Source organism: Aeromicrobium sp. CF3.5 (genome assembly GCF_051262695.1).
Taxonomy (GTDB): Bacteria; Actinomycetota; Actinomycetes; order Propionibacteriales; family Nocardioidaceae; genus Aeromicrobium.
In genome coordinates this window covers 187,543-208,044 of record NZ_JBIMEZ010000006.1, presented here as the reverse complement: position 1 = coordinate 208,044, position 20,502 = coordinate 187,543, and the positions used below count along the sequence as shown (strand labels likewise).

Annotated in this window: 19 protein-coding genes; 4 read left to right on the top strand and 15 right to left on the bottom strand. The window is 68.3% G+C overall.

Annotated features, from left to right (window positions below):
* Positions 1-15 precede the first annotated feature (15 nt).
* The 8 genes from ACHAA3_RS12660 to ACHAA3_RS12625 form a co-directional block, all read right to left on the bottom strand.
* Positions 16-1,236, bottom strand: a complete 1,221-nt coding sequence (locus ACHAA3_RS12660; RefSeq protein ID WP_435709381.1) for an ROK family transcriptional regulator — start codon at positions 1,234-1,236, stop codon at positions 16-18.
* A 2-nt stretch (positions 1,237-1,238) separates the two neighbouring features.
* Positions 1,239-2,516, bottom strand: coding sequence for a sugar ABC transporter permease (locus tag ACHAA3_RS12655; protein WP_435709380.1), 1,278 nt, complete (start codon positions 2,514-2,516; stop codon positions 1,239-1,241).
* Between the two features lie 16 nt (positions 2,517-2,532).
* Positions 2,533-3,312, bottom strand: coding sequence for an ATP-binding cassette domain-containing protein (locus ACHAA3_RS12650; RefSeq protein ID WP_435709379.1), 780 nt, complete (start codon positions 3,310-3,312; stop codon positions 2,533-2,535).
* An 87-nt stretch (positions 3,313-3,399) separates the two neighbouring features.
* Entirely contained in the window at positions 3,400-4,476 is a 1,077-nt protein-coding gene (locus ACHAA3_RS12645; RefSeq protein WP_435709378.1) for a sugar ABC transporter substrate-binding protein, read from the bottom strand.
* Positions 4,477-4,677: 201 nt separating this feature from the next.
* On the bottom strand, positions 4,678-7,485 hold the full coding sequence (locus ACHAA3_RS12640; RefSeq protein ID WP_435709377.1) for an aconitate hydratase: 2,808 nt from the start codon (positions 7,483-7,485) through the stop codon (positions 4,678-4,680).
* 142 nt (positions 7,486-7,627) lie between these two features.
* Entirely contained in the window at positions 7,628-10,240 is a 2,613-nt protein-coding gene (locus ACHAA3_RS12635) for an SCO7613 C-terminal domain-containing membrane protein (RefSeq protein WP_435709376.1), read from the bottom strand.
* A gap of 45 nt (positions 10,241-10,285) precedes the next feature.
* Positions 10,286-11,497: a class I SAM-dependent RNA methyltransferase gene (locus tag ACHAA3_RS12630; RefSeq protein WP_435709375.1), complete on the bottom strand. Its 1,212-nt coding sequence runs from the start codon at positions 11,495-11,497 to the stop codon at positions 10,286-10,288.
* A gap of 89 nt (positions 11,498-11,586) precedes the next feature.
* On the bottom strand, positions 11,587-13,590 hold the full coding sequence (locus ACHAA3_RS12625) for an APC family permease (protein ID WP_435709374.1): 2,004 nt from the start codon (positions 13,588-13,590) through the stop codon (positions 11,587-11,589).
* A gap of 104 nt (positions 13,591-13,694) precedes the next feature.
* Here ACHAA3_RS12625 and ACHAA3_RS12620 point away from each other — a divergent pair, with 104 nt between their 5' ends.
* Both ACHAA3_RS12620 and ACHAA3_RS12615 read left to right on the top strand, forming a co-directional pair.
* Entirely contained in the window at positions 13,695-14,342 is a 648-nt protein-coding gene (locus ACHAA3_RS12620) for a potassium channel family protein (protein ID WP_435709444.1), read from the top strand.
* The gene (locus ACHAA3_RS12615) at positions 14,342-15,004 is read left to right on the top strand and encodes a potassium channel family protein (RefSeq protein ID WP_435709373.1); all 663 of its coding nucleotides are present in this window, start codon (positions 14,342-14,344) and stop codon (positions 15,002-15,004) included. The genes ACHAA3_RS12620 and ACHAA3_RS12615 overlap by 1 nt, the downstream gene beginning before the upstream one ends.
* Positions 15,005-15,058: 54 nt before the next feature.
* Here the strand turns inward: ACHAA3_RS12615 and ACHAA3_RS12610 are convergent, their stop codons facing one another.
* Genes ACHAA3_RS12610 through dut form a run of 4 tightly spaced genes read right to left on the bottom strand, consistent with a single transcriptional unit; the run spans position 15,059 to position 17,269 of the window.
* Entirely contained in the window at positions 15,059-15,733 is a 675-nt protein-coding gene (locus ACHAA3_RS12610; protein ID WP_435709372.1) for a DUF3159 domain-containing protein, read from the bottom strand.
* On the bottom strand, positions 15,726-16,079 hold the full coding sequence (locus ACHAA3_RS12605) for an OB-fold nucleic acid binding domain-containing protein (RefSeq protein ID WP_435709371.1): 354 nt from the start codon (positions 16,077-16,079) through the stop codon (positions 15,726-15,728). Before ACHAA3_RS12605 ends, ACHAA3_RS12610 begins: the two co-directional genes overlap by 8 nt.
* A gap of 9 nt (positions 16,080-16,088) precedes the next feature.
* On the bottom strand, positions 16,089-16,811 hold the full coding sequence (locus ACHAA3_RS12600; RefSeq protein WP_435709370.1) for a DUF3710 domain-containing protein: 723 nt from the start codon (positions 16,809-16,811) through the stop codon (positions 16,089-16,091).
* A 17-nt stretch (positions 16,812-16,828) separates the two neighbouring features.
* Entirely contained in the window at positions 16,829-17,269 is a 441-nt protein-coding gene (dut, locus tag ACHAA3_RS12595) for a dUTP diphosphatase (RefSeq protein WP_435709369.1), read from the bottom strand.
* Positions 17,270-17,333: 64 nt separating this feature from the next.
* Here dut and ACHAA3_RS12590 point away from each other — a divergent pair, with 64 nt between their 5' ends.
* Positions 17,334-17,828, top strand: coding sequence for a DUF3093 domain-containing protein (locus ACHAA3_RS12590; protein ID WP_435709368.1), 495 nt, complete (start codon positions 17,334-17,336; stop codon positions 17,826-17,828).
* Positions 17,797-18,186, top strand: coding sequence for a DUF4235 domain-containing protein (locus tag ACHAA3_RS12585; protein ID WP_435709367.1), 390 nt, complete (start codon positions 17,797-17,799; stop codon positions 18,184-18,186). The genes ACHAA3_RS12590 and ACHAA3_RS12585 overlap by 32 nt, the downstream gene beginning before the upstream one ends.
* A gap of 15 nt (positions 18,187-18,201) precedes the next feature.
* Here ACHAA3_RS12585 and ACHAA3_RS12580 read toward each other — a convergent pair whose 3' ends face one another.
* From ACHAA3_RS12580 to ACHAA3_RS12570, 3 genes are all read right to left on the bottom strand, one after another.
* Positions 18,202-18,501, bottom strand: coding sequence for a DUF4193 domain-containing protein (locus ACHAA3_RS12580; RefSeq protein ID WP_435709366.1), 300 nt, complete (start codon positions 18,499-18,501; stop codon positions 18,202-18,204).
* Between the two features lie 85 nt (positions 18,502-18,586).
* Complete coding sequence (locus ACHAA3_RS12575) at positions 18,587-19,414, bottom strand: inositol monophosphatase family protein (protein ID WP_435709365.1); 828 nt, start codon at positions 19,412-19,414, stop codon at positions 18,587-18,589.
* Positions 19,411-20,457 (bottom strand): ferrochelatase, encoded by a 1,047-nt coding sequence (locus ACHAA3_RS12570; RefSeq protein WP_435709364.1) that lies wholly within the window; start codon positions 20,455-20,457, stop codon positions 19,411-19,413. The genes ACHAA3_RS12575 and ACHAA3_RS12570 overlap by 4 nt, the downstream gene beginning before the upstream one ends.
* Positions 20,458-20,502 lie beyond the last annotated feature (45 nt).

Sequence of the window (20,502 nt, the reverse complement as noted above, 5' to 3'; positions counted from 1 at the left end):
CTGCTGCCCCACTGTCTAGCCCGCCACCGTCTCGTCATGCCGCGCGAGCGCCAGACGCGCGACCGGGTCGGCCAGCAGGTCCGCAAAGGCCAGCTCGGCCGCGCCGAGCAGCACCGAGTCGCCGCCGAGCCCGGGCAGGGTGATCTCCACCATCTGACGCGGCGCGGCCAAGGTCTGCTCGAGGAACGAACCGAGCACGTCCGCCTCGACCAGGGGGTACATGGCACGCAGGTAGCCGCCCAGCACCACGACCCGCGGGTTGAACACGTTGACCAGCCCCGCGAGGCCCCGACCAAGATCTCGAGCCACGGTGCGCAGCGCGGGGGTGGCGGTCTCGATCCCGTCGAGGAACGTGCCCAGCGACGGGATGCGATCGGCCGGGCACTCGACGGCCTCGGCGATCGCGGGGGCACCGATCACCGTCTCCCAGCAGCCGCGCGCACCGCAGTGGCACTCGCGTCCGTCCGGGACGAAGGGCAGGTGGCCGATCTCGCCGGCGTAGCCGCCGGCTCCGGACAGCGGACGCCCGTCGATCACGATGCCGGCACCGACGCCCACCTCGCCGGACAGGTAGACGAGGTCCTGGACGCCCACGCCAGCGCCGCGCACGTGCTCGGCCACGGCACCGAGATCAGCGTCGTTGCCGAGCGTGGGACGCTCACGCAGGTCGAGACTTCGCTGCAGGAGCTCGCCGAAGGGCAGATCTCGCCATCCGAGGTTCGGTGCCAACCGGACCCGGCCGTCCTCCGCGCGGATGATGCCCGGGATTCCCGCAGCCACTCCCACGAGCGTGGCACCGGGGGGGACGTCGCGCACCACGTCACGCACCAGGTCCGCGATGCGTGCTGCGGTCGCCTCGGGGTCATGGCCGGGCAGGATCGATCCCGTGGCACGAGCCTGGACGACTCCGCCAAGACCCACCCGCGCCACCGCCAGGCCGTCGACGCGCACGTCGATCGCGAGCACGAACGGCAGGTGACCGACGATCACGTCCGTCGACGGGCGCCCGGCCCCCGTCCGCGTGCCCTCGCTCTTGACCTGTCGGGCGAGTCCCAGCTCCTCGAGAGCCGCCACGAGACCGCCGATGGTGCTGCGGTTCAGACCCATCAGCTCGGTCAGCTCCGAGCGCGAGATGCGCCCGGCGCGATGCACGTGGCCCAGCAACGTGCCCAGATTGTGCCGGCGGACGAACTCCTGATTGGTGCCGGCTCCCGAGCCCCCCACCGCCCCGGTCATGGCTAGACGCCTGAGGCGGATCGACGCCGGCGAGAGATCGCGTCGACGCTGGCAGCCAGGAGCAGCACACCTCCAGTGACGAGGAAGTTGATGTAGGCCGACTGGTTGAGCAGACCCAGACCGTTGGCGATCGTGGCGATGACGAGGCCACCGATGACCGCGTGGATCGCCTTGCCCCGGCCGCCGAACAGGCTGGTCCCGCCGATGACGGCGGCTCCCACGGCGTAGAGCAGCGTGTTGCTGCCTCCGGACGACGTGGAGACCTTGCCCAGGTTGGAGGCCGCGATGATGCCACTGAGGCCCGCCATGCTCGATCCGAAGACGAACACCGAGATGCGGATGCGATTGACGTTGATTCCGGCACGACGTGCTGCCTCGGGATTTCCGCCCACGGCGTAGACGTGACGACCGTACGTGGTGCGGCCCAGGACGAACGTCCAGAAGATCAGCAGGAGCACGACCACCGGGAGCACGTAGGGAATGCCCTCGATGACGAAACCCGGGTTGGGCGCACGGTTGACGTTGAGCACGTAGGTGACCACCAGCAGCACGACGGCAAGAGCGACGATCTGCAAGATGACGATGACCAGAGGCGAGCGCTGCAGGTTCTCCGCGACCTTGCGACGGTGGTTCATCAGGCTCACCACGGCGAAGCCCACGATCACCACGGCGGCCAGGATCCAGCCGGCCGTGACACTGAGGGTGCTCTTCGTGATGCCGGCGATGACCGGATCGTTGACTCGCACCGAGCCGCCCTGCCCGATCAGCTTCAGCGTGACTCCCTGCAGACCGAGGAAGAACGCCAGCGTCACCACGAACGAGGGGATGCCCAGCTTGGCCACCAGGAGGCCGATCACCAGACCGATCACAGCACCGGTGACGAGCGCAGCGATGACCGCGATGTACCAGGGCTGATCGTGCTTGGCGATCATCAGACCCATCACGCAGGCCGCGACGCCACCTGCAACGCCAGCCGACAGGTCGATGTCACCCAGCAGGAGGACCAGGACCAGCCCCATCGCCAGCACGATGATGGCGCCGGCCTGGGTGATCAGGTTGGCCATGTTCAGTGCCGACAGGAAGCGGTCGTTGGCGAGTCCGAACACGATGAACAGGACCACGAGGCCGAGCACGGCGGGCAGGGTGCCCATGTCGCCGCCGCGCACACGGCCGACGTAGGCGCGGATCGCCTCGCCGAAGGTGTTGTTCTGGACACGATCGGAGTCAAAGCCGGAGTCGTCGGGCGAGGCCGCCTCGGCCTTGGTGTCGATGTCAGTCATGTGAAAGTCTTTCGCGTCAGACCGCGGGGGCGGACGGGGAGCTGGACAGGTCGAGGTCGGCGCAGGTGCCCGTGGTGATGAGCTCGACGACCTGGCGTGAATTGACGTCCTTGACCGAGACATCGGCCGCGACGTGGCCGAGGTAGAGCGCCGTGATGCGGTCAGCGACCTGGAACACGTCGGTGAGGTTGTGCGAGATCAGCAGGACGCCGACGCCCGAGTCGGCGAGTCGGCGCACCAGCTCCAGCACCTGGGCGGTCTGCGCGACTCCGAGCGCGGCGGTCGGCTCGTCGAGCAGCACGACACGCGAGTTCCACAGTGCCGACTTGGCGATCGCGACGGTCTGGCGCTGTCCGCCGGACAGGCTCGACACGCTCTGACGGACCGACTTGACGGTGCGTACCGACAAGGACGCCAAGACTTCGCGAGCCTTGCGCTCCATCGTCGTCTCGTCGAGGAAGGGGCCCTTGCGCATCTCACGACCGAGGAACATGTTCTCGACGATGTCGAGGTTCTCGCACAGGGCGAGATCCTGGTAGACGACCTCGATGCCGAGCGACGAGGCGTCCTTCGGCCCGGTGACCGACACCGCCTTGCCGTCGAAGAGGTACTCGCCGTCGTCGGCGGGGTAGATTCCCGCGATCGCCTTGACGAGCGTGGACTTGCCGGCACCGTTGTCGCCCACGAGGGCGGTCACCTGACCGGCATAGATGCTGAGGTCGACGTCATGCAGCACGTGCGCCACGCCGAAGCTCTTGTTGGCGCGTCGCAGCGCGAGGATGGGTGAGTCGCTCATCGGGCGATCCTTCCGAGACAGGTCAGGGTGGTGGGCACAGCAGTGGGGTGTGGCCCCCCGTGGACCGGGAAGCCACACCCCGGGGTACTACTGGACGCCGGCTTCCTCGCAGAACTGTGCGAAGTCGGCGGTGCAGATGTCCGATGCCTTCAGGTCGCCGGCATCGACGACCGCCTGGACGTTGGACTTGTCGATCAGGACCGGATCGAGCAGGATCGCCGGCACGTCGCGGCCGCCGTCCTCATCGGTGACCGAACCGGTGGCCTCGGGCTCGTCGCCCTTGACCATGGCGATGGCGGTCTCGGCCAGGGCCTCGGCCTGGCCGTTGGCCGACTTCTGGATCGTCATGCACTGGTCGCCGGAGAGGATGTTCTGCAGCCCCTCCACGGACGCGTCCTGACCGGTGACGGGGACCTCGCCGGCCTGACCGTTCTTGTCCAGGATGGAGATGACCGCACCCGCGAGACCGTCGTTGGCCGCGTAGACGCCGTCGACCTGACCGTCGACCTTGGTGTACAGCTGCTCGAAGATCGTGACGGCCTGCTCGTTGTCCCAGTCGGGAACGGCCTGCTCGCCGACGTTGGTGTAGTCGCTGACCTCGTCCAGCACGCTGTGCGCGCCTTCAGAGAACAAGGTGGCGTTGTTGTCGGTCGGCGAACCATTGAGGTAGATGACGTTCGAGGCCTCGTCGCCCAGGCACTGCTGGAGGCCCTCGCCCTGCAGCGCGCCGACCTTGGAGTTGTCGTAGGAGATGTAGACGTCGGCCGAGCCACCGAGCGTGAGGCGGTCGTAGTCGATGGTCTTGACGCCCTGGCTCTTGGCCTTCTCCTGGATGGCCGCACCGGAGTCGGAGTCGAGGTTGACGATCGCGAGGACGGTGACGCCATCGGTGATCATGCTGTCGGCAATGGTCTGCATCGTCTCGGCGCTGCCTTCAGCGTTCTGAACGGTGTACTCGACGTTGGCGGCCTTGAACGCCTTCTCCAGGGCCGGCTTGTCGGCGCTCTCCCACCGCACCGATGACTTCGTGTCGGGCAGGATGACGCCGATCTTGCCCTCGGCCGCGTCTCCGCCGTCGCCTCCGCCCGAGTCGCTGCCGCAGGCGCTGAGTGCGAGCGTCGCGCCCATGACTGCTGCGAGTGCCAGATTACGAGTCCGCTTCACACGAACCGCCTCCTTCATGTTGCTCCGATGCGTCACGCGATGGACATATAGATGTCATCGCCACGCAATTGTTGTTTGGAACAACGTAATAGGTGAGGGGGGTCACGTCCAGCACTTTGCACCACCAGAGGCAGACATTTTTCACCGCACGCGCGAAGACGCCCCACCGATGGTCGGTGGGGCGTCCTCTCGCGGGTCAGATCACAGCAGGCTGCGCAGCACGTACGGCATGATGCCGCCGTTGCGGTAGTAGCTCGCCTCGCCGGGAGTGTCGATGCGCACGTCGGCGTCGAACTCGATGTCAGCCCCCGCCTCCGAGGTGGCCTTGACGTGCACCGTCTTGGGCGTGGTGCCCTCGTTCAGCGCCTCGATGCCGGTGAACTCGAAGGTCTCCTCACCGGTCAGGCCGAGGGACTCGGCCGACTCGCCCTGGGGGTACTGCAGGGGCAGGACACCCATGCCGATCAGGTTCGAGCGGTGGATCCGCTCGTACGACTCGGCGATGACGACCCGCACGCCCAGCAGGGCCGTGCCCTTGGCCGCCCAGTCGCGCGACGAGCCGGAGCCGTACTCCTTGCCCGACAGCACGACCAGCGGGACGCCGGCCTCGATGTACTTCTCGGAGGCCTCGAAGACCGAGGTCACCTCGCCGTCGCCGAGCAGATCGCGCGTGAAGCCGCCCTCGGTTCCCGGCGCCAGCTGGTTGCGCAGGCGGATGTTGGCGAAGGTGCCGCGGATCATCACCTCGTGGTTGCCACGACGTGAGCCGTAGGAGTTGAAGTCGCGCGGCTCGATGCCGTGCTCGGACAGGTAGGTACCTGCCGGGCTGTCCTTCTTGATCGCACCCGCCGGCGAGATGTGGTCGGTGGTGACCGAGTCGCCGAGCTTGAGCAGCACGCGGGCACCGTGCACGTCGGTGACCGGGTCGGGCTCCAGGCCCATGCCGTCGAAGTACGGCGCCTTGCGCACGTAGGTGGAGTCTTCGTCCCACTCGAAGATGTCACCCTCGGGCGTCGGCAGGTTCTTCCAGCGATCGTCACCGGCGAACACGTCGGCGTACTCGCGCGTGAAGGTGTCCGAGTCGATCGAGGCGGCAATGACGTCCTCGACCTCTGCGGGCGACGGCCAGATGTCCGCCATGTACACGTCGTTGCCGTCGGCGTCGGTGCCCAACGGGTCGTTGAACAGGTCGACGTCCATCGAGCCGGCCAGCGCGTAGGCAATGACCAGCGGCGGGGAGGCCAGGTAGTTCATCTTGATGTCGGGATTGATCCGACCCTCGAAGTTGCGGTTGCCCGACAGCACGGCAGTGACCGCGAGATCACCGTCGTTGACCGCCTTGCTGACCTCGGGGATCAACGGACCGGAGTTGCCGATGCACGTGGTGCAGCCGTAGCCGACGAGGTTGAAGCCGAGCTTGTCGAGGTAGACGTTGAGCCCGGACTTCTCGTAGTACTCGGTGACCACCTTGGATCCGGGCGCCAGCGTGGTCTTGACCCACGGCTTGCGCTGCAGACCCAGCTCGACGGCCTTCTTGGCCAGCAGGCCCGCGCCGATCATCACCGACGGGTTCGAGGTGTTGGTGCACGACGTGATCGCCGCGATGGTGACCGCTCCGTGGTCGAGGTCGAACTCGCTGCCGTCCTCGAGGGTGACCTTCTGCGGGTTGGAGGGGCGGCCACCATCAGCCGGGGCACACGTCAGGTAGTCGCGCGGAGGTGTCTGTCCGTCTGCGGTCGCGTTCGAGGGCGGGTCGGAGGCGGGGAAGGATTCCTCGAGCGATTCGTCCCACTCGCCCGAGGCTGCCTCGGCGTCGTCCTCGACGTAGGCGGACAGCGCGCCTCGGAAGCTCTGCTTGGCGTCGGTCAGCGCCACACGATCCTGCGGACGCTTCGGCCCGGCGATCGAGGGGACCACGTCGGCGAGGTCGAGCTCGAGTCGTTCGGAGAAGCGCGGCTCCTGCTGCGGGTCGTGCCACAGACCCTGCGCCTTGGCGTACTCCTCGACCAGAGCGATGTGCTCCTCGGTGCGACCCGTGAGTCGCAGGTACTTGGAGGTCTCCTCATCGATCGGGAAGACCGCGATGGTCGAGCCGTACTCGGGGCTCATGTTGCCGATCGTGGCGCGGTTGGCCAGCGGCACGGCACTGACGCCGGGGCCGTAGAACTCCACGAACTTGCCCACGACGCCGTGCTGACGCAGCTGCTCGGTGATCGTGAGGACGAGATCCGTCGCGGTGGCGCCCTGCGGGAGCTCGCCGGTGAGCTTGAATCCCACGACACGCGGGATCAGCATGCTGATCGGCTGGCCGAGCATGGCGGCCTCGGCCTCGATGCCACCCACACCCCAGCCCACGACACCCAGGCCGTTGACCATGGTGGTGTGCGAGTCGGTGCCGACGCAGGAGTCGGGGTACACGACGCCGTCCTTGTCGAACACGACGCGCGCCAGCTTCTCGATGTTGACCTGGTGCACGATGCCGGTGCCGGGCGGGACGACCTTGAAGTCGTCGAAGGCACCCTGGCCCCAGCGCAGGAACTTGTAGCGCTCGCCGTTGCGCTCGTACTCGATCTCGACGTTGCGCTCGAAGGCGCCCGGCGTGCCGAAGACATCGGCGATCACCGAGTGGTCGATGACCATCTCGGCCGGTGCCAGGGGGTTGATCTTGCTCGGGTCTCCCCCGAGATCGACCATGGCCTCGCGCATCGTGGCGAGGTCTACGACGCACGGCACGCCCGTGAAGTCCTGCATGATGACGCGCGCGGGCGTGAACTGGATCTCGGTGTCCGGGTCGGCGTCGGCATCCCAGCCGGCGACCGCCTTGATGTCATCGGCGGTGATGTTCGATCCGTCCTCGGTGCGCAGCAGCGCCTCGAGCAGGACCTTGAGGCTGAACGGAAGACTGTCGACATCGAGTCCGTCACCGCTCACCGCCCCGAGTCGGTAGTAGTCGTAGGACGCGTCACCGACGGTGAGGGTGTCGCGGGAACTGAAGCTGTCGACGGCCATGTGGGTCTCCTTCGCGGTCTGTTCCCATCCTGCCTGCAGACGGCGTCAGCCTGCGTGATGAGGTCTGCCTAACCTGAGACGGGGAACGTTTCTCTTGATATCAAGATACATGGCATCAAGAGAAAGATATCGCGAAGTCGGGTCAACGCATCTCCTTCACGAACGCCATGACCTTGCGGCCATCGCGCACTCGGTCCTCCCACGTGACGCCCAGCCCGATGAACATCGCGCTCACGATCGAGATGATCAACACCCGGGGAGCTGCGTTCGCGTACGGCCCGATGTTGAACACCAGCACCAGGGCCGCGACGCCGACACCCAGCAGGAACGGGGCCTGACGCCCCAGGCGAGCCCCCACTGCCAGCGTGACAGTGGCCGCCAGGCCGAGCAGGAGGGCACGCAGGCCCGTCGGGTCGGCCAGTGCCTGCGGCAGGCTCGGCAGCAGCCCGAGCACGAGGCCGGGACCCAGCGCCACCCAGGAGCTCGTGGACGGAGTGCGGCGCAGCAGCAGGACTCCCCCGCCGAGCGCGATCGCCGCCAGCGGCAGCGTGTAGGCCTCGACGAATCCGAAGCCACTGTCCACGATCAGCAGGACGTAGGCGACGACGAACGCGGCGATGCCGGGCCACACGTACCAGCGACGATCCACCGTGGCTGCTGCGATCGCGCACGCGGTGACGCCGATGATCGTGAACCCGATCGAGGCGATCAGCGAGGAGTCGGGCGCCACGGCCGACACGGTCAGGGCGGCGGCCGCACCGCCCTCCAGATACGGACGGACAGCCTCCGGGGCACGGGTGGCCGCGACCAGGACCAGCGACGAGCCCACCACAGCGACGAGCGAGGACGTGGCCTGCAACCCGTTCGCGGCCGCGACGCCAACGGCCAGACCGCCGGCGAGCAGGGGTCCGACCAGCGCTGCCAGACAGCGGCCCAAGACCTTCAGAGAGGGCGGCACCAGGGGCACCCGCAGCGCCTCGGGGCCGGCAACGACAGCACCTGCACCCAGAGCGACGACGATCCAGGTCGCCGCCATGACCGGCTGGGCCGCCACGGAGACACCCAGCGCCACGAGGCTCGCGGCAGCGGCCACCCAGAACACGTCCGGCCACACCACCCGCGGCGCGCGACGTCGCAGGGACACCGCGACAGCGATCGCCGCCGTCGCCACCAGCTCCAGAGCCAGCACCCAGGACGGTGGGTCGAAGGCCAGCACCGATCCGAGAACTCCGATCGCGATCACCGAGGCCATCGCAGCGGCGTGCACGCGGCCCGCCGGCTTTCCGAGCCAGCGCAGAGCTGACCACGCCGCCACGGCGAGAGCAACCGCGACGATGATGGTCGCGACCGGGTCGTACTCCCCCACCCAGGTGCCGACCTGCACCGTCGACCCCAGCTCGCCGAAGCGGTCGAAGGCCTCGCCGATCACGTGAAGCACGTCGGCGAGCCACCAGACGGCGAGGCTCAACACGAAGAGGCCGCCGACGCCGGCCCCCCACCGGAGGCCGAGCAGCCACGGTCCCGTGCCCAGCGACCCCAGCCAGGCGACCAGCGCGACGAGCACGGCCACGGCGATCCATCCGCCTTCGGGCGTCCAGGCCTCTCCAGAGGGCAGCGTCACGAGCAGGCTGAGGCCCACGACAGCCACGGCCGTCATCGCGAGGCGCGCCAGGGGTACGGTCGCCGCGACCACGAGCGCGGCGAGCGACATCAACAGCAGCGGCACTCCGCGTCCGTCGGTCAGCAGTGCATCCAGCGAAGGGTGCTCGGCCGCCTCCTGCACGGCGAGCACCGCCGCGATCGCGAACCAGACCGCGACGACGAGGCGAGCACCCCAGGCGATCACGGTGCTGCCGCTGAAGCGCAGGACCAGTCCCAGAACGCCGCTCACGACCAGGGCGATGAAGGCGTGCCAGAAATCTTGCAGGTCACCGATCGTCGCCGCGCCCGAACCGGCCAGCACGATGCCGGCCGCCGCGGCGACGGCGGCCGTGATGAGGTCAGCCTCTAGCCAGGTGCGGGACCCACGGACCACCACGGCACCAGCCACGGCGATCACGACCCCGGTGGCGGCCACGAACCACGGCCACGGAACGGTGTCGAGACCGAACAGTCCTTCGCCGCGGGCACCGAGCAGATCCACGGCCAGCAGGGTCAGCGCCACCGCCCACAGCGCTTCGGCCGACGAGCGCAACGGACGCCGAGTCACCCACACCGCGGCAGCCGTGATCGCTGCGGTCGAGGCCGCGAGCACGAGTGCCTTGCCGACCAGTCCGATCGAGTCCCACGATCGGGACACGAAGATGATCGCTGCAACCACGAGCCCGATCGCGCCGAGACCCAGCAGCACCGTGCCCACCGACCACGAGCGCTGACGTGCGGGCGCGGGCTCCAGCGGGGGCGACACGGGCAAGGGTGCGGTGGCCTGGACCGTGGGAGGTGCTCCGGGGTATCGGGGAAGGTCGCTGGTCACCGGTTGCGGGAGCGGATCGGTGTACTCAGGTGCCGGCGGTCGCTGGGGCTGGGCGGGTGGCTGGGGCTGGGCCGGACCCGGGGGTTGGGGAGCCGGTGGTCCGACATGAGCGGCGTCGCGCCGGCTCGTGGCGGCCGTCAGCAGCGCGTCGGCGTGCAGCAGCGTCTGCCACAGCTCGCGGACCTGCGGATCGCGAAGGTCCAGTCCGCACGTCGAGCACACCGAGGTGCCCTCGATCGGCCCGCGACAGTCCGGACACACGTGTGGATCCGCGAAAGCCATGCGCATACTGTGGCGGCCGGCGTCACTGGCGTGCAAGCACCTCGCTCAGATGTCGCGGCGATTCAGCACGGCGACGCACTCCACGTGATGGGTCATCGGGAACAGGGCGAAGGCACGCACGGAGTCGAGATCGTAGCCGCGCTCGCCGAAGGTGGCGAGGTCGCGAGCGAGCGCGGCGGGATCGCACGCCACGTACACGATGCGTCGCGGTCGGAGGTCCGCGATCGCCTGCACCGCGTTCTTGGCGCCCACGCGGGGCGGATCCAGCACCACGAGGTCGACCGTGTCGGGCATCGTGTCGGCCTGCAGAGCACGTTCGGTGGTGTCGCGGATCAGATGCACCGAGGCCCGCTCGTGCAGATTGCGTCGAGCGTCGCGGTGTCCACCAGGGTCGGCCTCCACGCTGATGACCTGTCCCTCGTCACCGACCGCGTCGGCGAGGAATGCGGTGAACAGTCCCACCCCCGCGTACAGGTCGAGCGCCGTCTCACCGGGACGTGCGTCGGCTCCGTCCATCACAGCCTCGACGAGGGTCCGCGCAGCATGCGGGTGCACCTGCCAGAAACCGGACCCGGTGACCCGGAAGTCGTGATCGAGCACCCGCTCGGTCAGGTGGCTGCGACCGCCCCGCACCGTGCCATCGCGGGCCACGACCCCGTCGACGACAGCTTCGAGCTCGTCCCCGATCGACGCATCCGTGACGAGTAGCCGTTCGCCGGTGGACGAGATGATCGTCTCGACCGAGTCGGCGTCCCAGTGTTGGATGGTCGGGTCCGGCAGGTCGGGATGTGCGATGGGACAGGACTCGACTGCGACGACGTCGTGGGACCGGTGGCGCCGCAATCCGGGGCGTCCGTCAGGAGTGACGGCCCACGTCATGCGGGTGCGCCAGCCGAGCGTCGGCTCGATCGCCTCGACCGTTCCCTGCCACGCGATGCCAGCGAGTCGATCGAGCTGCTCGCGCACCACGTCGGTGAGCAGCGCGAGCTGACCATCGATGCTGACGTGCTGGAAGTCGCAACCGCCACAGATCCCGGCCAGGGCGCAAGGCGGCTCGACGCGCTCCGGGGCAGCCTGCAGCACCTCGACGGCATCGGCCCGCGCGAATCGCTTGTTCGACTCAGTGACTCGGATCCGCACCAACTCACCCGGCAGTGCGTGCCGCACGAACACGACCTGCCCATCGAGACGCGCCACGCAGTGCCCCCCATGCGCCACAGGACCCACCTCGACAACGGGACCATCACTCGCAAGCATGGGCCGAGCGTAGCGAGGCAAGCGCCCGGGCGAAGCCCGGCAGCGGTGAGGAACGAACCGCTGGAGCGGCGACGAAGGAGCCGCGCGCTCTACTCATCGCCGCGCCGAACGTCTCCGGGGGCGGTTCGCTGCTCGGCGAGGCGCTTGCGGGCGATGCCGGCCGATTCGAGCTGGTACGGAACGCTGGTGACGACGACGCCCGGCATGAACAACAGGCGGCTCTTGAGCCGCAGCGCGGTCTGGTTGTGCAGGATCTGCTCCCACCAGCGCCCGACGACGTACTCGGGGATGTAGACCATGACGATGTCGCGGGGGCTGGCGCGGCGCAGCTCCTTGACGTACCGGATCACCGGTCGCACCAGCTCGCGGTACGGCGAGCTGACCACCGTGAGCGGGACGGGGATGTCCAGCGCCTCCCACTGCTCGGTCATCGCGCGGGTGTCGTCGGGATCGAGCTCGACGGTCAGTGCCTCGAGCCTGCTGGGATTGGAGACGCGGGCGTAGGCGAGGGCCCGCATGGCGGGCTTGTGCAGACGACCGACCAGCACGATGGCGTGCACGCGACTGGGCAGCGTCACGTCGGTGTCGTCGACGGCCAGCTCGTCGCTGACACGGGCGTAGTGACGGCCGATGGCCCGCATGAGCATGAAGATACCGATCATCGCCACGATGGCGATCCAGGCTCCGGCGAGGAACTTGGTGATGAGCACGACGACCAGCACCGACGCGGTCATCGCGAGTCCGACCGAGTTCACGATGCGCGAGCGGACCATCTGACGACGCTTCTGCGGATCGGTCTCGGATCTGAGGTGACGGTTCCAGTGCTTGATCATGCCCAGCTGGCTGAGGGTGAACGAGACGAAGACCCCGACGATGTACAGCTGGATCAGCCGAGTGACCTCGGCGTCGAACGCCTGGATGAGCACGATCGCCGTGACGGCCAGGACGATGATGCCGTTGCTGAAGGCCAGACGGTCGCCGCGGGTGTCGAGCTGGCGCGGAAGGAATCCGTCGCGAGCCAGGATCGATCCGAGCACCGGGAATCCGTTGAAGGCAGTGTTGGCGGCGAGGATCAGGATGAGTCCGGTGACGGCGATGGTGAAGTAGAACAGCGGAGTGAAGTCGCTGTAGAGCGTCTTGGCGAGCTGACCGATGACGGTGTCCTGCTGGTAGCTGTCACCGACCGGCCGTCCGTCGGCGAGCAACTGGGTGGCGGGATCCTCGACGTAGCGCAGCTTCATCAGGTCGGCCAGCACGATGATGCTCATCAGCATCGTGATCGACAATCCGCCGAGCATGGCCAACGTGGTGGCGGCATTGCGGCTCTTGGGCTTGGTGAAGGCCGGCACCCCGTTGCTGATCGCCTCGACGCCGGTCAACGCCGCACAGCCCGAGGAGAACGCCCGTGCCAGCAGGAAGACCATCGCGATGCCGGTGAGACCGTTCTCGAACTGCTCCTGCGGCGCGATCTCGAAACCGGCACTGGGCACCTCGGGCAGGTCGCCGAACAGGTAGCGCCCGAACCCCCACACGCCCATCATCACGATCGCGATCATGAACAGGTAGGTCGGCACGGCGAAGGCCTTGCCCGACTCCTTGGCCCCCCGCAGGTTCATCGCCATCAGCAGCAGCACCAGCACCGATGCTGCCGTGGCCTCGTGGCCCGCCAGCCAGGGCAGCGCCGAGGCCGCGTTCTGCACGCCCGAGGAGACCGAGACCGCCACGGTGAGCACGTAGTCGACCAGGAGGGCGCTGCCGACCGTCAGACCGGCGGTCGGTCCCAGGTTCTTGGTGGCGACCTCGTAGTCGCCACCACCACTGGGGTAGGCGTGGACGTTCTGGCGGTAGGAGGCGATCACGATCGCGAGCACCAGTGCCACGGCGATGCCGATCTGCCAGTTGAACGTGTAGGCCGACAGGCCACCGATCGACAGGGTCAGGAAGATCTCGTCCGGCGCGTAGGCCACCGAGGAGAGTGCATCGCTGGCGAACACCGGCAGCGCGATGCGCTTGGGCAGCAGCGTCTCGCCCAGCTGGGTGCTGCGCAGCTTGCGGCCGACGATCGCTCGTTTGGTAACACCGGAGATTCCCACGCCGGTGATCGTAGACCCGTCCCACCTCTGGTGGTGAAGCGAATCGCATCTGGCGCGTGGCCGATCTCCCGCCCGTGTAGCGTCACACCGTGCACATCGTGATCATGGGCTGCGGGCGCGTGGGCGCCACGCTGACGCGCAGTCTCGAGGACCGCGGCCACACCACCGCCGTGATCGACTCCAACCCAGACGCCTTCCGCCGGCTCGGCCCCAGCTTCGGCGGCATCACCGTCACCGGCATGGGGTTCGACCGCACCGTCCTGCAGAACGCGGGCATCGAGCGTGCCGACGCCTTCGCCGCGGTCTCCAGCGGGGACAACTCCAACATCATCGCGGCCCGCGTCGCCCGCGAGCAGTTCAAGGTCGAGAACGTGGTCGCCCGCATCTACGACCCGGGCCGCGCCGAGGTCTACGAACGGCTCGGCATTCCCACGGTGGCCACGGTGCCCTGGGCCGCTGACCAGGTGCTGCGCCGCCTGGTGCCGGCCGGCTCGGAGCCAGCGTGGCGTGACCAGTCCGGCGAGGTACGTCTTGACACCGTGTACGCGCCCTTCGCGTGGGTGGGCAAGCGCATCTCGGTGTTCGAGAGCGACACCAAGTCACGCGTCGCTTTTCTGACCCGCCTCGGTTCGGGCCTCATCGCTCATGGGGACACCGTGATCCAGGAGGGCGACTTCCTGAGCATCTTCATGCGGGAGGACTGCGCCGACGTGACCCACGAACGGCTCGAACGAGGACCGGAGGCCAACTGATGCGCGTCGTCATCGCAGGAGCCGGCGCCGTCGGCCGTTCCGTGGCCCAGGAGCTCATCGGCAACGGCCACCACGTGCTGCTGATCGACAAGGCTCCCGGCTCCATCCGCGCCGACCTCGTCCCGGACGCCCAGTGGCTGCTGGCCGACGCATGCGAGCTGTCCTCGCTGACCGAAGCACACCTGGAGTCGTGCGACGTCGTCATCTCGGCCACCGGCGACGACAAGGCCAACCTGGTCACGTCCCTGCTGGCCAAGACCGAGTTCGCGGTCCCGCGGACGGTCGGCCGCGTCAATCATCCCAACAACGAGTGGCTCTTCAGCGACTCCTGGGGCGTTGACGTCTCGGTGTCCACTCCTCGCCTCATGTCGGCCCTGGTCGAGGAGGCGGTGACGGTCGGCGATCTGGTCCGACTGTTCACCTTCCGTCAGTCGAACACCAACCTGGTCGAGCTGACCATGCCCGACGACTCACCCTTCGTGGGCCGGCGCGTCAGCGAGGTGCCGTGGCCCGGCGATGCCGCTCTGGTGGCGATCCTGCGGGACAACTCAGTGAAGACCCCCGACCCCGATCGATCGCTGGAGGCCGGCGACGAGCTGCTGATCGTCACGCCCCAGGACGTCGAGACCGACATCGCCCGGATGCTCAGCCCGAAGAAGTAGCCCCAACTTTTGTAGCGGTAGGCAGGTGTTCGAAGCAGTTTTACCTGCCTACCGCTACGAAAGTTGGGGGGTCTTGTTGCGACTGAGCATCCAGATCATCAGGGCGAACGCGCCGACCTGCAGGGGCCAGCCCAACGCGATCTTGGTGACGCCGAGCAACCCGATCTGACTGTCCAGCCACAGGGGCAGCTGCACGGCGACCCGCAGGATGCACGGCAGCGCCAGCACCAGGGTCAACCGCGAGCACAACCGGACGAGGGCTGGATTCTTGTGCCACTGCGTCGCATCGCCCATGACGCTGCCGACAAGGAACCCGACCAAGGGCCACCCCACGACCACGGTCATGACCAGCACCACGGCGTAGACACCGTTGTAGATCAGGCCGGGGGTGAAGAAGGCGCGTGCCGCGTCCTCAGGAGTACCACCGGCGTTGGCCGCACGGAGCGCGAAGGCTGCCGCGATGCCGATCCCGAACAGGGCGTTGACGGCGAACTGCACCGTGGAGCGCTGCACGAGACGCACCACCACGGCAAGAACGGCGAGGCTCAGACCTGCGATCAGCGCAGGACGGAGCTCGTCGGTGGTCAAGAACACCACGGTGAACACGATGGTGGGCACGGCGCCCTCGACGATGCCGCGGGGTCCGCCGAGCGCCTTGGACAGCTGCGCGCGAACGACCTGCTCGACCGTCTCCTGAGCGTCTGCGGGTTCTTGCGGCACGTCAGGCATCGAGCTCGTAGCGAGGGTTGTAGATGATGCGCTCGGTGCCGCGGCGTCCGATGCGACCATGGGCCGTGAGGCGCTTGCCCGCACGGATGCCCTCGATCCGGCGTCGCCCCATCCAGACCAGGGTCACGGCATCGGACCCGTCGTAGATCTCGGCCTCCAGCGAGGGCACCCCGTCGACGGGCCGCATCGAGACCCAGCGCAGCTCACCGTGGATCGTGACGAGTGCACGATTGGTGCACGCGGAGATCAGGCCGCATCCGGCCTCGGCCGAACCGTCGCGCAGCTCCTTGGCATCGCGTTGGTCGGAGGTGCGCCGCTCGAGTGCGCGGCTGAACAGTCCTGCCATGACTGCAGCCTACTTCTCGTCCGGTGCAGGCTGGTCGGCCTTTGCGGCCTCTGCGGCCTGTGCGGCTGCCGTGGCTGGCCCTGCGGCATCGGGATCGACGACGACCCGGTTGACCGGCAGGTCGAGATGCAGTGGTTCACGCATCGCCATGGCCTCGGACCCGCGGTCCACGATGATCTCGCGCAGCGCCTGGAACAGGATGTGGGTGTCGTCCGGCTCCAGCGCGGCCTGGCCGAGGAAGGTGCCGCGCAGCATCCAGCGGGGGCCCTCCACGACCACGATGCGGCTCGGCTGGAAACCAGACTCGCCGTCCTTGGACGTGGCCGGGATGCGCAGGTGCAGCTCAGGACCGTACTGACCGTCGGGAACCTGGTAGGTGCCCTCGAGCCGGTCGACCTCCGCGATCAGCTCGGCACGCACGTCCTCCCACAGCCCGCCGGACCGTGACGAGGCGAAGGCGCGCAGCTCGAGGCCGGCGTCCTGCGTGACCAGCAGCAGCGCGTTGACGTGCTGGGAGTCGGCGTCGGCCTGCACGCGGATGTCGAACCCGACGCGACCGCGCACCTTCAGCGGCCCGAAGTTGACATAGGCACTCTGTCCCTCCGGGGAGCGCTCCGAGATGTCGAATGGACCCTCGGCTCGGACACCCTGGACCTCGACGAGATCGACCGCAGGTGTCTCGTCGGTGGAGCCCTTGCTCTCGTCGGACGCGGAGCGGCGGAAGAAGGCCATGGTTCCTCGAATTCAGATCAGGCGCCGACGCCGGTGGATCCGTGTCCACCGGCCCCGCGCTGGGAGTCGGGCAGCGTGTCGGCCTCGACGAAGTCGACCGTCTCGACCCGCTGGATGACCAACTGGGCGATGCGATCACCGCGCGCGATGGCGATCGTATCGGTGAGGTCGTGGTTGATCAGCAGAACATGGATCTCGCCACGATAGCCAGCATCGATCGTGCCGGGCGTGTTGACGATGGACAAGCCGCGCTCGAGCGCCAGGCCGGACCGCGGATGCACGAACGCGGCCAGGCCGTCGGGAAGAGCGATCGCGATCCCGGTCGGCACGAGGATGCGTTCCCCCGGGGCGATGTCCACGTCGATCGTGCTGACGAGGTCGGCGCCAGCGTCGCCGGGGTGCGCATACCTCGGCAGCGAGACCTCGGGGTCCAGCCGTGTGATCGTCACCTCAGGCATGGGCCGAGCGTACCGGCCCCATCCCGGCACGGTGCAGTGGTCACGAATGAGGCAGGCTGGGACCGTGACCGATCATCGCGAGCGCCTCCACGCCCCCCTGTCCTGGTGGGCGGGCACGGTGGCCTTCGCCATCACGTGGGGATGGCTCTTCCTCGTGCTGCTCGGTCCGAGCGCTGCCCTGATCGCCGGGGCAATCGTCTTCGTCGCTGTGGGCTTGCTGCTGCTGCGGTACGGCTCCGTGGCCGTGGTCGTCGACGCGGACGGCCTCCGGGCGGGGCGGTCCCACCTCGATCCGGCGTTCCTCGGCGAGGTCGAGCCTTTGGATCCCGAGCAGTATCGTCACCGGCTCGGTGCCGGCGCCGATGTACGCGCCCACCTGGTGACCCGCCCCTTCCTGAACCGCGGCGTGCTGGTTCGCATCGATGATCCTGACGACCCCACGCCGTACTGGCTCGTCTCGTCGCGCCGCCCCCGCGAGCTGGCCACCGCACTGTTCACCCACCGCTCCACGCACGAAGGGAACTCCCGTGGCGAAGAAGAAGCCGAAGAAGTCAATTGATCCCGACCTCGCACCTCGAGCGACCAAGGTGACGGCTGGGCAGAAGAGTGCGTGGAAGGTGCTCGACCGCGGGTCGACGATCGCTGGCGGCCTCCTGTCCAAGCGCATCGCGATGTTCGCGTGGCAGGGCGTCACGGGCCGGAAGCCACCGGTCAACGGTCGCCACCCCGACGTCGGGACAGCCGAGGCGATTGCCTGGGCGGTCGTGGGTGGGGCGCTCGTCGAGGTCGTCAGGATCGGGGTGCATCGGGGCGCCACGAGCTACTGGACCCGATCGACCGGCGAGCTGCCCCCGGGCATGAAGCCACTCAAGGGGTCAGCCGCCGGCGCGAAGGTCGGTGCCGTCGTCAAGAAGTGATCGAGACGGTGCTGCTCACAGGTCGCAGTCGCGACAGACGAGCACACCCTTCGTGTCCGAGGCCAGCTGGCTGCGGTGGTGCACGAGGAAGCACGAGGAACAGGTGAACTCGTCACTTTGACGGGGCACGACCTGAACGGCCAGCTCCTCGTGAGACAGGTCGGCACCGGGGAGCTCGAAGGATTCGGCCGCCTCGGTCTCGTCCTCGTCGACCTTGCCCGAGTTCTTCTCGTGACGACGCGCCTTCAGCTCTTCGAGGCTGTCCTCGGACTGGTCCTCGTCGGTCTTGCGCGGGGCGTCGTAATCGGTTGCCATCAACCCTCCAGGTCTGCGTGTTGGTCGGCGCGATTGTGCCACATGAGGGGCCCGTGTCGTGCACGTGCCCTGAGCGGTGCGCCAGTCAGAAGCCACAAGCGCGCACGAGCGCGAAATATTCCCGGCAGATCAGCGGGTGCGCCGCCATCACGAGACGCTCGTCCGGCGGCCCGTCGAGACCCTCCAGCACGATCCCTGCCTCGGCCGCGACGAGCGAGCCAGCCGCCAGGTCCCACGGTTTGAGGCCCTGCTCGACGTAGGCGTCACAGCGTCCCTCGGCCAGGCCGCAGAGATCGAGCGCGGCCGACCCGATGCGACGGATGTCACGGACCTGGGGAAGCAGCTGGGTCATGGCCGCGGCCTGGGCGGCTCGGATCTCGGGACGGTAGCTGAATCCAGTCGCGACGAGAGCCAGCGCGACGCTGGGCGGCGTCGGAGCCGTCAGCGGCGTCGTCGGCCCGCCCGCTGGCGCCTGGGTCTTCCACGCCCCGCCACCCAGCACGGCACCGTAGGTCTCCCCCGTCGCGACGTTGACCACGCAGCCGGCCACGACCGCGCCATCGACCCGGGCCGCGATCGAGACCCCGTACGCACCGATGCCGTAGACGAAGTTCACCGTGCCGTCGATGGGGTCGACGACCCAGTCCACGCCCGAGGTGCCGATCAGGTCCTCACCCTCCTCCCCCACGAATCCGTCGTCGGGGCGCTCGGCGGCGATGGCGGCGCGGATCAGGTCCTCGGTGGCGCGATCGATCTCGGTGACCGCGTCGGTCGGGCTGGACTTGGTCGCTGCCACCTCGACCCGACCCGGTGGACGGGAGACCCGCACGAACTCGGCTGCCTCGATCGCGACCCGCTCGGCGAGCCGGTACAGGGCTTCGGGCCGACCGGCGGGTGGGGTGTTCGTGCTCACGCCCCACCGATGGTCGGCAGATCGGCTTTCGGATTGGCGCAGCACCCCACGGGACACAGGTCGTGCGAGGGCCCGAAGGCACCCAGCGAGGGCTGCGAGGACTGCTCGCCCCGTTCGGTCGCGGCCCGTTCGAGCAGCAGCTCGCGCACCATGGAGACGAACGCCGGGTGCGGCGCCGGCGTGTCGACGCGCGCGAATCGCAGGCCGAGCCTCTCGGCTGTCTCGGACGCCTCGGTGTCGAGGTCGTAGATGACCTCCATGTGATCGGATATGAACCCGATCGGCACCACGACGACCGACTCGGTTCCGTCAGCGGCGAGCGACTCGAGATGATCGTTGATGTCGGGTTCGAGCCACGGCGTGCGTGGGGATCCGGACCGGGAGCAGTACGCCAGCGAGAACGTCTCGGCCCCGGCCCCGTCGGCCACCAGCGCTGCCACCGACTCGTGCTGGCGCTGGTAGGCGCGCTGGTTCGGACCACCGCTGACATCGTTCATGGTGTCGGGGATGGAGTGCGTCACGAACACGACGTGCGAGCCAGACGGCGCCTGGGCCAACGCAGCGCTCGTGGCCTGGACGAACGGGCCGACGAACCCGGGATGGTTGAAGTAGTGCCGCAGCCGGCTCAGCTCGATCGACAGCCCGGTCGTCGCGTCGTGCAAGTTCTCGCGGTACTGCCGGCAGCCCGAGTACGAGGAGTAGGCACTGGTCAGGAAGCAGGCCGCGCGCTGGACGCCGTCGGCAGCCATCTGGCTCGCGGCGTCGCGCAGGTACGGATCCCAGTTGCGATTGCCCCAATAGACCGGCAGGTCGATGTCGTTCGAGGCCAGGTCGGCGCGGATCGCCTCGAGCAGCTCGCGGTTCAGGTCGTTGATCGGTGACTTGCCGCCGAACAGGTGGTAGTGCTCGCCGACGGCGGCGAGCCGTTCGCGCGGGATGCCGCGACCGGACGTCACGTTCTCGAGGAACGGGATCACGTCGTCGGGCTTCTCGGGGCCCCCGAAGGAGACGAGCAGGAGTGCGTCGAAGGGGCGAACATTCATGCGTTGATTTTCTCATGGTGGGTCGTGTTCCGTCGGTGCAGCACG